The sequence below is a fragment of the Geomesophilobacter sediminis genome (assembly GCF_016458275.1).
GTDB classification, from domain to species: Bacteria; Desulfobacterota; Desulfuromonadia; order Geobacterales; family Geobacteraceae; genus Geomesophilobacter; species Geomesophilobacter sediminis.
The window spans coordinates 1-15,336 of the sequence record NZ_JAEMHM010000020.1; the positions used below are offsets into that span (position 1 = coordinate 1).

Annotated in this window: 12 protein-coding genes; all 12 read left to right on the forward strand. The window is 51.5% G+C overall.

From position 1 onward, the window contains the following. Window positions 1–469 precede the first annotated feature (469 nt). The 12 genes from JFN93_RS20420 (at window position 470) to JFN93_RS20480 (ending at window position 15,187) form a co-directional block, all read left to right on the forward strand. On the forward strand, window positions 470–1,834 hold the full coding sequence (locus JFN93_RS20420; RefSeq protein WP_236021855.1) for a TIGR03013 family XrtA/PEP-CTERM system glycosyltransferase: 1,365 nt from the start codon (window positions 470–472) through the stop codon (window positions 1,832–1,834). 51 nt (window positions 1,835–1,885) lie between these two features. Further along, window positions 1,886–3,322: an XrtA system polysaccharide chain length determinant gene (locus tag JFN93_RS20425; protein WP_199385998.1), complete on the forward strand. Its 1,437-nt coding sequence runs from the start codon at window positions 1,886–1,888 to the stop codon at window positions 3,320–3,322. Between the two features lie 68 nt (window positions 3,323–3,390). Beyond that, window positions 3,391–4,281, forward strand: a complete 891-nt coding sequence (locus JFN93_RS20430; protein WP_199385999.1) for an XrtA-associated tyrosine autokinase — start codon at window positions 3,391–3,393, stop codon at window positions 4,279–4,281. Between the two features lie 23 nt (window positions 4,282–4,304). Next, a complete protein-coding gene (locus tag JFN93_RS20435; RefSeq protein WP_199386000.1) occupies window positions 4,305–5,393 on the forward strand; it encodes an XrtA/PEP-CTERM system-associated ATPase in 1,089 nt (362 codons plus the stop codon). A gap of 45 nt (window positions 5,394–5,438) precedes the next feature. Continuing rightward, window positions 5,439–6,287 (forward strand): ABC transporter permease, encoded by an 849-nt coding sequence (locus tag JFN93_RS20440; RefSeq protein WP_199386001.1) that lies wholly within the window; start codon window positions 5,439–5,441, stop codon window positions 6,285–6,287. A 38-nt stretch (window positions 6,288–6,325) separates the two neighbouring features. Further along, window positions 6,326–7,591 (forward strand): ABC transporter ATP-binding protein, encoded by a 1,266-nt coding sequence (locus JFN93_RS20445; protein WP_199386002.1) that lies wholly within the window; start codon window positions 6,326–6,328, stop codon window positions 7,589–7,591. Between the two features lie 4 nt (window positions 7,592–7,595). Continuing rightward, window positions 7,596–8,600 carry a Gfo/Idh/MocA family protein gene (locus tag JFN93_RS20450; protein ID WP_199386003.1) on the forward strand — a complete coding sequence of 335 codons (1,005 nt, stop codon included), beginning with the start codon at window positions 7,596–7,598 and terminating at the stop codon, window positions 8,598–8,600. Beyond that, window positions 8,597–10,255, forward strand: coding sequence for a DegT/DnrJ/EryC1/StrS family aminotransferase (locus JFN93_RS20460; protein ID WP_328754489.1), 1,659 nt, complete (start codon window positions 8,597–8,599; stop codon window positions 10,253–10,255). Before JFN93_RS20450 ends, JFN93_RS20460 begins: the two co-directional genes overlap by 4 nt. Window positions 10,256–10,337: 82 nt before the next feature. Next, complete coding sequence (locus JFN93_RS20465; RefSeq protein ID WP_199386004.1) at window positions 10,338–11,351, forward strand: NAD-dependent epimerase/dehydratase family protein; 1,014 nt, start codon at window positions 10,338–10,340, stop codon at window positions 11,349–11,351. 13 nt (window positions 11,352–11,364) lie between these two features. Further along, window positions 11,365–12,615, forward strand: a complete 1,251-nt coding sequence (locus JFN93_RS20470) for a DegT/DnrJ/EryC1/StrS family aminotransferase (protein WP_199386005.1) — start codon at window positions 11,365–11,367, stop codon at window positions 12,613–12,615. Then, on the forward strand, window positions 12,605–13,270 hold the full coding sequence (locus tag JFN93_RS20475) for a NeuD/PglB/VioB family sugar acetyltransferase (protein WP_199386006.1): 666 nt from the start codon (window positions 12,605–12,607) through the stop codon (window positions 13,268–13,270). The genes JFN93_RS20470 and JFN93_RS20475 overlap by 11 nt, the downstream gene beginning before the upstream one ends. A 207-nt stretch (window positions 13,271–13,477) precedes the next feature. Then, window positions 13,478–15,187 carry a type 1 glutamine amidotransferase family protein gene (locus JFN93_RS20480; protein ID WP_199386007.1) on the forward strand — a complete coding sequence of 570 codons (1,710 nt, stop codon included), beginning with the start codon at window positions 13,478–13,480 and terminating at the stop codon, window positions 15,185–15,187. Window positions 15,188–15,336 lie beyond the last annotated feature (149 nt).

Genomic DNA, 15,336 nt, shown 5'->3' on the forward strand with positions numbered 1-15,336 from the left:
GTCAAAGCGAGATCGAAAAGAAACACCCGCTTAAGAAACAAGCGACGTAAAGCAAAAACCTAACCGGACAACGCTGGTACGCGCCCGAGCGGTGCCTGCTTGGGGAAGACAGCGAGACCAATCTCGCCACCGCCCAACTTTTCGGCATCAAGTTCCTCATCCACGTTGGCCGTTTCAGTTCCCAGGCGCCGCCAGCTGTTTCCGAGACCTTCCCGACTATTCACTTTTTTAGTGAATTAATCCCTTCGGAAGGGACCATGACGGTCTCCCTCTAACCTCCCCCACCCTTTCCGGGGAAATCCCCGAACCCTCCCTATCCCTTAGACCTTTATCGCCAAAGCCCCGAACCGATCCTACCTGCAGCCGCAAAGATTAATTTACATTTATTGTTTTTCTCAAATATTGAGCTAGATTCTTGTCGTGGATTGCGGGCACGTTCCTCGCCCCAGGCACCTGACAGGAGCAGCACATGGCAGCATATCGAAGCCTATTTTTGATAGCCGCAGCAGACCTGATGGCGGTCCTGCTCGCTTTCGGAACCACATACCGGGTAATGGCAGGCCGGAACCCGACCACGAACGACCTGATGGAACTGGGACCGGTAACGGCCGTTGCGATTCTTACCATCCTGGTCTTCAGCTCGTTTTTGGTTGAGACCAGCAACAGGCGGCAGGACTTGGGCGTAAAGGGGATAGCGGCAAAAGTTATCCTCTCCAGCATCCTCTCCTTGGTCATCGGCGCGCTCTGTTATCCGACCATTTTTTTTACCTTTGCCGGAGGTGTGCTTCTTTTTTCGCTGATCGTAGCCGGCGTGTTCCGTTTTATCTATTACGCCGGGTTCCATTCTTTTCTACGTCAGGCTGGCCTGGGACACCGGATCCTGATTTTGGGCGCGGGTGCAGAAGCAAGCAGTTTCGGAAAGCTGGTCGACAAAACCGGAGGCAGCTTTGTCCTGGCCGGATACCTCCGCTGCGGCAACGAACCGGACCGAGTGCCCGCGGAACGGATTCTCACAAGTACCGAGGGACTCCAGGTGGTCGCGCTGGCGGAAAAATGCGACAAGATCGTCGTGTCGCTTTCCGAGCGCAGGGGGATGCTCCCACTGCGAGAAATCATGGCCTGCAAAGTCCGTGGGGTCGACGTTGTCGATGCTCCGACTTTTTACGAGCAGGTGACCGGAAAACTCCTACTGGAGAGAATCACCCCGAGTTGGTTCATCTTTTCCGACGGTTTCCGGGTCTCACCACGGCGCCGGGTCACCAAGCGCCTGCTTGATGTGGCATCTTCGGTTCTCGGCCTGGTGCTGACCGTACCGCTGCTCCCGTTCGTTGCCTTGGCCATAAAAATGGACTCTCCAGGTCCGGCATTTTTCCGCCAAAAAAGGGTCGGCCAAGGAGAAAAGCTCTTCACCTTATATAAATTCCGGACCATGCGCGCTGACGCAGAGAGCAGCACCGGAGCTGTTTGGGCTAAAGAAAATGACCCTCGGGTCACCAGGCTAGGCAGAGTATTGCGCAAGTGCCGCATCGACGAACTACCGCAGTTGTATAACGTCTTGCGTGGGGAAATGAGCATGGTTGGCCCCCGCCCGGAAAGACAGGAGTTCGTAGAGAAACTGAAGGAAATCATTCCTTATTACTCGGAGCGGCATGTGGTGAAGCCGGGGGTTACTGGATGGGCGCAGGTACGGTATCCCTACGGCGCGTCAGCTGGCGACACCGTGGAGAAGCTCCGCTATGACCTTTATTACGTCAAAAATCTTTCGATGGTACTCGACCTGGCCATCATGATCGAGACGATGGGTGTAGTGGTACTTGGTAGGGGTAGCAGATAGTTACCAGATCACCGGAAGTGGGTCCAGTCTTTGGCGAAGTTGGAGCAGACCATGGCCTTTCAATCTGATGTACCGGATTACTGGAAGTACCTTCAGCTCATCGTGCGACGAAGGTATTTGTTCGTTACAACCTTTCTTTTGGTAATGACTGCTGCAACCTTGGCGAACCTGTTTCTCCCTAAACAATATCAGGCATCTTCGACGCTCTTTATAGAAAAGGGGGTCCTGAACGACATCGTTAAAGGATTAGCCATACCTGCCAACGTGGACGGCAACGTGAAGGTGCTCAGCTATACCATGAAAAGTAGGCGGCTTATCGTGAAAGTAATCGACGACCTCGGCCTGAAGACGTCAAGGCCAGAAGTACTGGCGAAGGATTTTCAGGACCGGACATCAATTGCCGTCAAAGATGCCGATGGGCTCTTTACCATTTCATTTCGCCACAGCGATCCTAATTTGGCTCAAAACTACGTGAACACGCTCATCAAAAGGTACGTACGGGAATACCTCAGCCTGCAGCGGGAGGATACCAAGGGCGCAACGACCTTTCTTGCCGACCAGATCGGGATCTATAAGACGAAGCTTGATGCCGCAGAGGCACAGTTGAACCGCTTCAGGCAAGAAAACGGCTCCAGCTTGGCGGAAACACCGGCGCAATTACAGTTGGAAATCGACCGGCTGCAGCAAAGCGTGGAAGAGATCTCTCTCAAACGCAATCAGCTCGAGGCAATGCGTCTCCTGGTACGCAAAACAGAGGACCCATTGCAGGCAAAGCTGTATGAGTTGCAACGGAAACTTGTAGAAATGACGAGCCGGTTTACCGACAGCTATCCAGAGGTAGTCGCACTCAGAGAGGAAATGGCCACTGTAAAGCAGCAGTTGCAACGGGGGCCACGGATGGTCGCCCAGGCTGACTCATCGGAGGAAGCGAGGCTCCTGGCGGAAATCAGGGGGCTCGATGAAATGGAACGATCGTATCGGCAATCAATTTTGACGAAGAAGACACTGCAAAAAGGGCTGCCGGAAATATTAACTGCTCTTGATGAGTTGGAACGCTCAAGAAACGCTCAGAAGAACCTCTACGAGCAGTTCGTGACGCGGTATGAGCAGTCGGAAGTATCCCGACAAAGCGAAGTGCAAGCCAAAGCAGTGACTTTTCGGATTGTGGACCCCGCAGTGGTCCCCTCCAAACCTTTCAGTCCCAAACCCGACAAGATCCTGCTTTTGGGATTTGTGGGGGGGGTGCTCGCGGGTTTGGCCTTGATCCTTTTCCTGGACTATTTCGACACGTCGGTGCGCAGTCCCGAGGCGTTCCGCGCGTTAGGAATTCCGGTACTCGCTATCGTTCAAAAAGTTAGTGATCCCAGCCAGGAGCAGGCAAGCCGGAAAAGAGACGTCTTCTTTTTCACCGCAAGCAGCGGCTATCTGCTGATGCTGCTGGCGACGTTTTATCCTGGTCTGACCGCCTTGTTCAGAATCATGCAATAGGGCCCAGTTCATCCTCCGCCTTTGCCTGTTGTGTCACACCGTGTCGATCGATCTAGAGGACGCCAAACATGAGCAGGATAGAAGAAGCTTTGGGCAAAGCCGCGGAACTTCGCAACCGGGTTAGCCAACCCGGCACCTCGTCTCCGACAGAAAACGAGAAGTTGGAACAGCGGCACCGTTCCACGTTGGAAGAAGCGTTGGAAAAGGCCGCTCGGTTTAAAATGGAAGGTGGGAGGCAGACTTCAGAATTCCAACCAATCCCGATCCTACGTTCTGTCTCCGTCACAGATCGGCTCGTTGTGGCCTTGAAAGAGCCCTCCTCGCCGATGGCTGAAGAATATCGGAAGTTGAAATCCAGCATCGTGAAGCTCACCAAGACGGACCCGTTGAAAAACATGTTGATGATTACCAGCTCTGTTGCAAATGAAGGAAAAAGCTTAACGGCACTGAACCTGGCGGTAACCCTCGCACAAGAGTACGACCATACCGTTTTGCTAGTCGATGCCGACCTCAGGAAACCTTCTCTTCACAGGTACCTGGGAATATCAGACTGCCTCGGTCTTTCAGAGTGTCTCCTAGAAGGGGTACCGCTAAGAGACGTACTGATACGAACGGACATAGGAAAACTCTCACTCCTTCCAGCGGGGCGACCGGTAACATCCCCTGCGGAGCTTTTCTCATCAAAAAAGATCAGAGAGTTTTTCCATGAGGTCAAGCACCGTTACCCTGACCGTTACGTTATCGTCGACACCGCACCGGTTTTGCCGTTTGCGGAAACGAGATCGATGATTGCTCTGATCGACGGTATTGTCCTGGTAATAAAGGAAGGGTCTGTGTCACTGCAAAAGGTTTTGGAAACGCTCGATTGTCTCAAGGGTGCAAGCATTTTGGGTGTCGTATACAATCAAGCGGCCGTTGATGCTTATTCGTCAACCTTTCGCTATGACGGTTGCGGTTAGCAGCGGCATCGCTTGGGGGCATTATGTACGAAGCATTCTTCAATCTTAAGATGAAACCATTTGAACTGCTTCCTAACCCAGAGTTCCTTTTTATGAGCCGGTCACATAAAAGGATCCTCTCTTACTTGGACTACGGTATCAGCGAAAGAATTGGTTTCATATTATTGACTGGAGAAGTTGGTTCGGGAAAAACAACAGTAATCAGAAACCTAATCAACAGACATTTAGAAAAGATCATACTCTCAAAGGTGTTCAACACCCGGGTGGATTCCACTCAGCTAATCGCAATGATTAATGATGATTTCGGATTGCCGATAAAAGACTTGGACAAAATCAGCCTGCTCAGATCATTGAACAGCTTTCTTATCCAGCAATTCCGCATCGGGCGGAAGCCGGTCCTGATAATCGACGAGGCCCAGAACCTGACGCCCGAACTCCTCGAAGAGGTCAGGATGCTTTCGAATTTAGAGACAGACAATGCAAAGTTGCTCCAAATAATCCTCGTCGGCCAGCCAGAACTAAGGCAGACCCTGGCTTTGCCCCAGTTGATACAACTTCGTCAGAGAATCAGCATCAACTGTCATATTGACCCACTGTCGAGAGGCGAAACAGGTGAATACATTCAGCACCGACTCGAAGTAGCGGGCAACCGCAACGCGGTCCATTTTCGGGATGAGGGAGTCGACGTCATCTTTAATTCCAGCAGGGGAATTCCAAGGCTCATCAATATTCTCTGCGATTTTCTTTTGCTCTCAGCTTATGCAGAAGGCACAAAAGTGGTCGGACGAGGCATGGTTGAAGATATCGTGACGGATTTGAATTTTGAGAAGCACTTTTGGGGCAATAATGATCCCAATCTTCCGACCAATGAGGCTGAGGTCGCAGTGAGAACCGGCAATACCGATCTTGATAAAATAACGGGTATCACCGACCTCCGCAGTTTTTCAACGCCAGCCCCCGAAATCAAACAGGAAACGACGCCTCCTATATCCACTGGCGCCAATACTAAACAAGATCGATCCGGAACGGAAAAGGATGTATCTGACGTCAAGACTGGGGATGGAAAGGCTCTGGAGTTCATCAAGAATTTTCTAAAGATGAAGATCTTTTAGTCCCCAACCTGCCGGTGCGCGGCAGGTTCCAAGGCAGGAGAGAACATGCACCGGATAGCCGAACCAAACTCAAATCGAATCCCAACCTTGATCCAACCTCAGAAGAGATTGTTTGGTTTGGGATTGAAATCCCTCTGGCAGTATCGGGAGCTTCTTTATTTTCTCGTATGGCGAGATGTTCTGGTCCGCTATAAGCAGACTGCGGTCGGAGCGAGTTGGGCAATCCTACAACCCGTTCTAACGATGCTGATATTCACGGTCATCTTCGGGAAACTCGCCAAAATCCCATCGGACGGAAAACCGTATCCGGTATTTGCCTTTGCGGCGTTGCTTCCCTGGAACTTTTTCTCACAAGCCCTGCTTCGCAGCGGAAGTAGCTTAGTAGGCAATGCGAATTTAATCACCAAGGTCTACTTTCCACGCCTCCTAATCCCTCTGGCGGCGTCGACGGCTCCTCTAGTCGATCTGTTTTTCTCGTTCCTTGTATTAATAGGCCTTATGCTTTGGTACCACGTGATACCGACGTGGGGGATGCTGTTCCTACCGCTGTTCGTGGCCCAGTCTTTCCTGTCAGCTTTAGCCGTCGGCCTCTGGTTGACTACGCTTAACGTCAAGTATCGGGATGTAGGATACGTCATTCCATTCTTGATTCAGGCCTGGATGTACGCATCTCCCGTTGCTTATCCAGCAACGCTGGTGCCGGAAAAATGGCGCCTCCTTTACAGTCTCAACCCGATGGTCGGTGCTATCGAAGGTTTTCGTTGGGCGATAATGGGAAGCCAGCGCCCCGATTTCGCGGCTCTCGGTATCAGTCTCGGTGTTGTCTCTCTTACCCTTGTGGGCGGAGTTGTTTTCTTTAAGTACACCGAAAGAACGTTCGCCGACATAATTTGAACCCGAATTGTACATATCTAAAGGGGAACAACACCTTTATGAATCTAGCGATACGTGCGGAAAATCTATCCAAAAGGTTTTGCCTATCAGGCCTTTATCGTCAGGACACCCTTCGTGATCAGATAGCATCAGGGCTTCAGCGGTTGCTCCATCCTGCGAATTTTCCGAGAGCGACGAAGAAGGACTTTTGGGCCTTGCGCGATGTTTCTTTTGAGATTCCTCAAGGAGAAGTCATCGGGATCATAGGGCAAAATGGCGCCGGGAAAAGTACGCTATTAAAGATCCTGTCGCAAATAGTGGAGCCGACGATGGGAAGAGCGGAAATTTACGGGAGGGTGGGTTCCCTTCTTGAGGTTGGGACCGGATTTCATCCGGAGCTTACCGGAAGAGAAAATATTTACCTCAATGGCGCGATAATAGGAATGCCAAAGCAGGAGATAAACCGACTCTTTGACGCAATAGTAGATTTTGCGGAAATATCGAAATTCGTTGATATGCCGGTCAAAAGGTATTCCAGCGGCATGTACGTCCGCCTGGCATTCGCAGTATCGGCACACTTGCGTCCGGAAATTCTGATGATTGACGAAGTTCTCTCTGTCGGAGACCTCCAGTTTCAAAGAAAATGTATGAGGTACGCAGAAACTTTGCGAAAGAGCAATTCAACAATCCTTTTCGTTTCCCACAACATGTTTGCCGTCAAGACAATGTGCAATCGCGTTTTGGTTCTGTCGGGCGGCAGAATAATTTTCGATGGGGAGCCGGCCGACGCCATAAAGGTTTACGAAGGAGAAACAGCCGTCAGCGAGCTCTCTTGGGCCCGAGACGCCATTGGTGGAGATCCTTCTGAATGGGCCATATATATAACCAATATTGAAATAATGGATGAAAGCGGACAGCAGAAAAACCTATTTAACCACGGTGAACGAATGAGAGTGCGGTTGACGTTCGATGTCAGGAACAAAGTCGACAATGCAAACTTCCTTGTTTCGTTCATTAGATCGGATGAAATTTCCTGCTGCAATTACAACACCACCATGGATGGGTTCCATCTGCCTGTGCTCCAGACGAACAACGCATTAGAATTATTGACGCCTCCATTAAAGCTCGTTTCCGACTCTTACAAAATTTATGTCTTAGTACGAGACTCTAGTTTTGAACGTCTTTATTGTGCACATGTTGGTAAGAGTTTCCATGTGAAGCACGAACTTCTAGATGCGCATTTTGGCGTTTACCATGAACCAGGAGAATGGTTCATGCGAACAACAGGTTCTTCGAAATCTGCTACCGGTACCACAGGAGGATAGTGCCATGATCAACCTCGCCGTCATCGGATATGGCTACTGGGGTCCCAATCTTATCAGAAACCTGACCGAAACAGCAGGAGCCTGCGTACGTTACTGTTGTGACACCAATGCCTCTCGATTGGCCGAAGCCGCTGTACGTTATCCCTTCTTAAAAACCACCCAATCGTACCAAGAGGTGTTGAATGATCCCTCCATCGACGCCGTCGTCATTTCAACTCCGGTACGAACCCATTACGAGATTGCCAAAAAGGCTCTTGAAGGTGGGAAAAACGTCCTCGTGGAAAAACCGCTAACGACTTCGGTGGCAGATGCTGAGAAACTCGTCGCTCTTGCAGAAAAACACAACCTCACCTTCATGGTCGACCATACCTTCATATATACGGGTGCGGTTCGGAAGATCAAGGAAATTGTCACCAGCGGAGATGTCGGAGAACTCTACTTCATCGATTCTGTCCGTATCAATCTTGGCCTCGTCCAAAGTGACGTCAACGTCCTGTGGGATTTGGCTCCGCATGACATTGCCATCGTCGAGCACCTGGTACGGGAAACACCGGTGAGTGTCTGCGCCAACGGGGCATGCCATGTAGGGAACGGTCTGGAGAATGTGGCCTACCTCACCGTTTATTATGACAGCGGTCTCATCGCTCATTTCCACAACAACTGGCTCTCACCAGTAAAAATCAGATCGATGCTTTTTGGCGGTAGCAAAAAGACCATCCATTACGATGACATGCAGGCAAGCGACAAGGTCAAAATATACGACCGCGGCGTGGAAGTGACACCGCAGGAAAACTCACATGACCTGCGGGTCTCGTATCGCCTCGGTGACATGTGGGCACCTAAACTCGATACTACTGAGGCTTTACAGCATATGGCAACCGAGTTCGTGCAGTGCATTCAAGATGGGAAATGCCCTCTTTCGGACGGCCGAAGCGGCCTGAACGTCGTCAGAATTCTTGAGGCATCGGAGATGTCGATCAAGCACCGGGGAAAGGAGATCAAGCTATGAACGAACGTCTTCAGAATATAAAGAACGTGAACCTTGGGCAAAATACCCGACTCGCTGATTTCGTCAATTTGTATGAGTGCGAGATTGGTGACAACACCAGGATAGGTGCATTTGTAGAAATTCAAAAGAACGCGCGGGTCGGAAAAAACGTAAAAATCTCAAGTCACAGTTTTATATGCGAAGGAGTCACCATAGAGGACGACGTTTTCGTCGGGCACAACGTGTCTTTTATCAATGACAAGTACCCCCGCGCTACCGCCAACGGGAAGCTACAGACCGAGGCAGATTGGCAATGCGTCCCTACCTTAGTTAAGAAGGGTGCTTCGATCGGAACAAGTTCAACCATCTTATGCGGTGTCACCATCGGGGAAAATGCCCAAGTCGGCGCCGGAAGCGTCGTAACCCGGGACGTCCCTGCCGACGCCATCGTTGCGGGCATACCCGCTAAGGTGGTGCGTTTCCTTCACCCCGAGGAACCACGTAGAGACGACGGCAATGAAACCGTCCCTTTTCTGGATCTTAAAGCTCAGTACCGGGCGATTGAAGCAGAAGTATTTCCGGCAGTCAGGAATGTTCTCGAAAAAGGCTGCTACATCTTAGGAGATGAGGTTGCCGCCTTCGAGAAGGAATTCGCTACATATCAGGGAGCAGAGCATGGAATCGGGGTGAATTCAGGCACAAGTTCCCTGCACTTGGCCCTCCTTGCAGCCGGAGTCGGCCCGGGAGACGAAGTAATCACTGTTTCATGCACCTTTGTGGCCACGGTTGCGGCAATCATTTACAGCGGGGCGCGACCGGTACTCGTGGATGTAAATCCATTGACTCTCACCATCGATCCGTCGGCAATCGAAAAAGCACTGACGAGAAAAACCAAAGCGATCATCCCAGTACACCTGCACGGCCACCCAGCGGACATGGACCCGATCCTGGAGATCGGTAAGCGCCACAACCTCGTAATTATCGAGGATGCATGTCAAGCACACGGAGCCGAATACAAAGGTCGGCGCGTCGGAAGCATCGGCACCTTCGGCTGCTTCAGTTTCTATCCAGGGAAGAACCTCGGTGCATACGGAGAAGGGGGCATGGTCGTAACAAACGACGCAAGCGCTGCAGAAATGATCCGCAAGTTTCGAGACTGGGGAACCAAGACAAAGTACCACCATGAATTGAAAGGCTACAACTACCGAATGGAAGGGATCCAAGGGGCTATCCTGCGCGTAAAACTGCGCCATCTTGAGCAGTGGACCGAGGCTCGTCGAAAACATGCAGCTCGTTATCACAAACTTCTGGATGGACTGAATCTTACGCTGCCAGTCGAAACACCGTCAAGCCGACACGTTTACCATATCTACGCCATCCAAGTTGCCCAGCGGGAAAAGGTACAGAGCCTGTTAACGGAACGTGGCATTCAGACGGGGATTCATTACCCCGTACCAGTCCATCTACAGCCGGCATACTATGACCTCGGCTACAAGTTAGGGAATCTACCTAATACAGAAGCAGCTGCTGCGTCACTGCTCTCGCTTCCTATGTTCCCCGAACTGACAGCCAGGCAGCAGGACCGCGTTGTCGAAGTTTTAAAAGATTGCTGCGGCAATCGGCCTCAAGAGGGGATACTTTCGATGATGGAGCAATCATCCCTGGTCTCGGATTGAGTTGCCCTCCTTTAAACGCTTGACCGGCAGCACGTCGAAGTGCTCTGCCGACGCAACCGTCATTACTGACAAGGAGACAGTCGTGGACATTAAAGGGAACGCATTTCTCATAACCGGCGGTGCCGGCCTGATGGGTTCACATATTGCGGAAAGATTGGTGGCGGCTGGAGCACGGAAAATAATCCTGCTGGACAATATGGTCCGCGGAAGCATGGACAACATCAAACACCTGCTGCCAGATCCCCGGGTTACTTTCGTCAACGGCGATATCCGGAGCCTGGACCTGATGCGGGATGTGGCAACTGGAATTAACGGAGTATTTCATATGGCGGCCCTGAGGATTACAGCATGTGCTGCCGACCCGCGTGAAGCGATGGAGGTAATGCTCTTGGGGTTGCATAACGTCCTACAGGTGATTGTGGAGAAACAGGTGGGGAGGCTTCTCTATGCCTCCTCTGCCTCGATCTACGGACTGGCGGATAGTTTTCCTACCAGCGAGACGCATCCCCCCTACAACAACCGCACTTATTACGGTGCGGCTAAAATCGCTGGCGAAGGCATGGCTCGAGCCTTTGCTGAGATGTACGGCATCAACTACGTTGCTCTCCGCTATTTCAATGTCTACGGCCCAAGGATGGACATGCACGGTAAATACACCGAAGTGCTGGTGCGTTGGATGGATCGAATCGAGCAGGGAGAACCACCTATGATTTTCGGAACTGGATCCCAGACGATGGACCTGGTGAACATAGCAGATGTAACCGATGCGAACATTCTGGCTATGCAATCGGGCGTGACTGATGAAGTGTTCAACATCGCAAGCGGTACCGAAACGTCGCTTTTGGAACTACTGAATGTCTTATTACGGGCAACCGGCTCCAATCTCAAACCCGCCTTTTTGCCTGAACGTTCAGTGAATCCAGTCCCACGACGACTCGCCGATGTCGAAAAGGCGGAACGGGTGCTCGGCTTTAAGGCAAAGGTGGAGCTTGAAGAAGGGCTGAAGCAACTGGTTGTCTGGCGCCAATCAGCAAAGATGGTCCAAACAGAAGCAGAGACCGTCGCCCGTGAAGATGCTCACGTCCCTGTGCCATAGATGGAGGTGCCCCATGATCCCCATCGCAAAACCGTTTCTGGGCCCCCAAGAGCAAGAAGCAGCTGCAACGGTGATACGGTCTGGCTGGTTGACCCAAGGTCCCCAAGTGAAGGCCTTTGAGATGGCATTTGCGAGTTTCGTCGGGACTCCTTATGCCTGTGCCGTATCCAGTTGCACTACAGCCCTGCATCTTTCCCTTTTAGTGGCTGGAGTTCGGCCAGGAGATGTAGTCATTACGGTGAGTCATTCATTTATCGCAACCGCTAATGCTATACGACATTGTTTTGCTGAACCCGTCTTCGTCGATATCGATCTCGAAAGTTACAATATGTCACCGGCAGCGCTGGAAAAGGTGCTCACTGAACAATGCGAATTAAGGGAAGGAGAGCTTTATCTCAAAGACGTGGAACGAATAGTAGGTGAAGAATCCCCCTTGTGTACCATGCTGAAGCGTTCACAACGTCCCGGCTTAAACGAGATCGGTCGTGTCGCAGCGATTGTGCCCGTACACCAAATGGGGATGCCGTGCGATCTCGGACAGATTCTTCCCATCGCGCGCAGGTATGGGGTGGCTGTGGTTGAAGACGCCGCCTGTGCCGCAGGAAGCGAATTCTTGGCGGAGGACACATGGCAACGCATCGGGCGACCCCATGGCGACCTCGCCTGCTTCTCCTTCCATCCACGCAAGGTTCTTACTACAGGGGATGGCGGGATGATCACAACAAGGAACGAGCAGTACGACGCTAAGTTGCGCTTGCTCCGCCAGCATGGCATGACTGTTACTGATACGGAGCGACACACATCCAACGCCATCATTTTCGAACAGTACGCCACCACAGGCTTTAACTTTCGTATGACGGACCTACAGGCTGCGATCGGGATTGAACAGCTGAAAAAGTTGCCGGGATTTATACGAGAACGGAGGGAACTAGCCAAGATATACCTGGCGGAATTGAGCAACATACCGTGGCTGGCACTCCCTCGGGAGTCAAATTTCGCAAAGACCAACTGGCAGAGCTTTCCGGTGAGACTCCGCGATGACGCCCCGGTGTCCCAGATCCAACTGATGCAAAAGCTTCTTACTGTGGGGATTTCTACCCGACGCGGGATTATGAACGCGCATCAGGAACCAGCTTATTCAGCACAAGAGACCTTTCCCGTGTCAGAGACGGCTCGGGATCGCGTTGTTCTCTTGCCGATGTTTAACGGGCTAGAACCAGCGCAAGTCGTAGAAGTCACCAAGGAGATAGCCAATGCCGGTTAAAAAACTCCTCCTATTCCCGTTCAGTGGAAACGCTCGGGAATCTCTAGCCGCGGTCATGGAAGCCAATCGCCGGGAGCCGAGTTGGGAGCTCATCGGCTTCATTGATGACGCACCATCTACCCACGGAATGAGCTGCTGCGGCGTCAAAGTAGTCGGGGGAAGGGAAATCTTGGTCCAAATGCCCGAAACCTTTGTCTTGGCAGTACCGGGAAGTCCTGAAAGTTTCAACCAACGAAAGGGGCTTATTGACAGCCTGAACCTACCAGCATCACGCTTTGCTACGGTTATGCATCCGAGCGCATGCCGTGCCGCAGATGCCAATATTGGCATCAACACCCTGATCATGTCCAATGTTGTCGTAAGCTGCGGCGTGACTATTGGCAACCACTGCATAATTCTTCCCAATACGGTAATTTCCCACGACAGCATCGTGAATGAATACTGCTGCATTGGATCTAATATTTCGATATCAGGGGGTGTCTCTATTGGAGCCAATTGCTATGTCGGTTCAGGAACAAAGATAAAAGAAAAGGTTACTATCGGTGCTGGATCCCTTGTGGGATTGGGATCAAACGTCATTTCCGACATCGACGCCGGTGTCATAGCAGCGGGCAATCCGGCAAGAGTCATAAAACGGCTACCGCCGCATATATAAAAAATGAAATGGTATCAGTTGGCTGTTTCTGTTGTTGCCGTCCTAGTGGCCTCCCGATATCTCTGGTGCGATAGAGGAATGGCTCCCGGCGCAGTGGCAACATCCCATTACGTCACTACTCTCGCTTCGGCAGATTCAGACTCAGGACCGGCCGCAAACACAATACTGGTCATCACCTCTGAATCTAATCACTACAGCACGTACTATGTGGAAATACTGAAAGCCGAGGGACTCAATGAATTCAGCACCTGTGATGTATTATCATTAACGGCGGATCGACTTGTCGGAGTAGATTTTGTTATCTTGCCGGAAATCCACCTGGCACCCCCTCAATTAACATTATTGAAGGAATGGGTACAGTCAGGCGGGAACCTGATTGCAATGCGACCGCAAAGGAAACTTGCGTCCTGGTTTGGACTCTCAGACCTGAGCTACACCATTTCAAATGGTTACATTCAGATTAATACCGACCTACCACCCGGCCAAGGGTTAGTGACGGAGTCAATTCAGTTCCACGGTGCTGCGGATCTCTATAACCTCAGAGAAGGTTCCCAAATCGCTACCCTTCAGAGTTCCTCTTACAAACCCGGCTTCTATCCGGCAGCCACCGTTCGGAGCGCCGGAACCAACGGAGGCCACGTTGCTGCCTTTGCTTTCGATCTTGCAAAGTCTGTAGTACTCACTCGTCAAGGAAACCCGGAATGGTCAGGACAGCCAAGGGACGGCAGACGTCCGATCCGTTCAAATGACCTTTTTTTTGGAGCATCAAGGAGCGATCCACAGCCGGATTGGATTAACCAAGAAAAGATCTCGATTCCGCAAGCGGACGAGCAACAACGGCTGCTGACAAACCTGATAACTCTCCTGAGCCTGGCGAAGACGCCATTGCCTCATTTCTGGTACCTGCCAAGAGGTGTACCGGCGGCAATCGTAATGACTGGTGACGATCATGGGCATGGCGGCACGGTGGGCAGATTCGACACCTTCCTTGCCAACAGTCCTTTCGGCTGTTCCGTAGAAAAGTGGGAGTGTATTAGAGGAACGTCTTACACATATACCGATACGCCACTGACGGAAGCCGAAGCGATGAATTTCGAAAACGCGGGGTTCGAAATTGCGCTTCATGTCAATACAGGGTGTGTCGACTGGACGCCAACTTCTTTAACTGCGTTTTTTGATGATCAGCTCACCCTGTGGCGGAAGCAATTCCAGAGGATTGGTTCACCTTCGACGATGAGAATTCATTGCATCGCCTGGAGCGATTACGCCACATTGCCGCTGGTTGAGCAGGAGCACGGAATACATCTGGATACTAGCTATTACTACTGGCCGGCACCCTGGGTCCGAAACAGAGCTGGGTTCTTTACGGGCTCGGGCATTCCCATGCGGTTCGCCGATAACTCCGGGCGAACGATCGATGTTTTTCAGGTTCCTACACAGATGACTGACGAATCAGGACAAACTTACCCCTATACGGTCGACCGGTTACTGGACGCCGCAACGGGCAAGGATGGTTTCTACGGAGTTTTCGCTGTCAACGCGCATACTGATCGAGAACATTCGGACGTGGCAAATGCGGTCATCAAGTCGGCACAGGCACATAACGTACCAGTGGTGTCGGCGCGGCAGATGCTGCGATGGCTACAAGGCAAGGACGGATCAACCATCCACTTGACCCGAAAAGGAGCGAACGGATTGGGGGTTAAGATTTACGCGGCACCGGGGTCGGAAGGACTGACGGTGATGGTACCGGTTGATAAGGCATGGGCAGATGTCCAAATTTCCCGACAATCCCATCCGGTTGATTTCACAATGGTCGTCAGCAAGGGAATCCGGTATGCCCGTTTTTTGGCATCATCTGGCGAATACACGGTGAATTTCAGAGGTCACGGCGATCAACGAAGTGATACACGATAAATACTTTGATTCAGGAAGGTTGGTGCGATGCTTTATAGAAACGACATCGACGGAGCCTCCGACGAAATTATCGTAAGACGCCTCACTTACCGCCAAGCAATCTTCGAGTGGTGTCTTCGGAATGCCCAACACTGCACATGCCAAAAAAA

Bases quoted from the DNA above. Each gene is read 5' to 3' on its own strand.
- JFN93_RS20420 (WP_236021855.1), top strand. From the start codon at position 470: ATGGCAGCATATCGAAGCCTATTTTTGATAGCCGCAGCAGACCTGATG.
- JFN93_RS20425 (WP_199385998.1), top strand. From the start codon at position 1,886: ATGGCCTTTCAATCTGATGTACCGGATTACTGGAAGTACCTTCAGCTC.
- JFN93_RS20430 (WP_199385999.1), top strand. From the start codon at position 3,391: ATGAGCAGGATAGAAGAAGCTTTGGGCAAAGCCGCGGAACTTCGCAAC.
- JFN93_RS20435 (WP_199386000.1), top strand. From the start codon at position 4,305: ATGTACGAAGCATTCTTCAATCTTAAGATGAAACCATTTGAACTGCTT.
- JFN93_RS20440 (WP_199386001.1), top strand. From the start codon at position 5,439: ATGCACCGGATAGCCGAACCAAACTCAAATCGAATCCCAACCTTGATC.
- JFN93_RS20445 (WP_199386002.1), top strand. From the start codon at position 6,326: ATGAATCTAGCGATACGTGCGGAAAATCTATCCAAAAGGTTTTGCCTA.
- JFN93_RS20450 (WP_199386003.1), top strand. From the start codon at position 7,596: ATGATCAACCTCGCCGTCATCGGATATGGCTACTGGGGTCCCAATCTT.
- JFN93_RS20460 (WP_328754489.1), top strand. From the start codon at position 8,597: ATGAACGAACGTCTTCAGAATATAAAGAACGTGAACCTTGGGCAAAAT.
- JFN93_RS20470 (WP_199386005.1), top strand. From the start codon at position 11,365: ATGATCCCCATCGCAAAACCGTTTCTGGGCCCCCAAGAGCAAGAAGCA.
- JFN93_RS20475 (WP_199386006.1), top strand. From the start codon at position 12,605: ATGCCGGTTAAAAAACTCCTCCTATTCCCGTTCAGTGGAAACGCTCGG.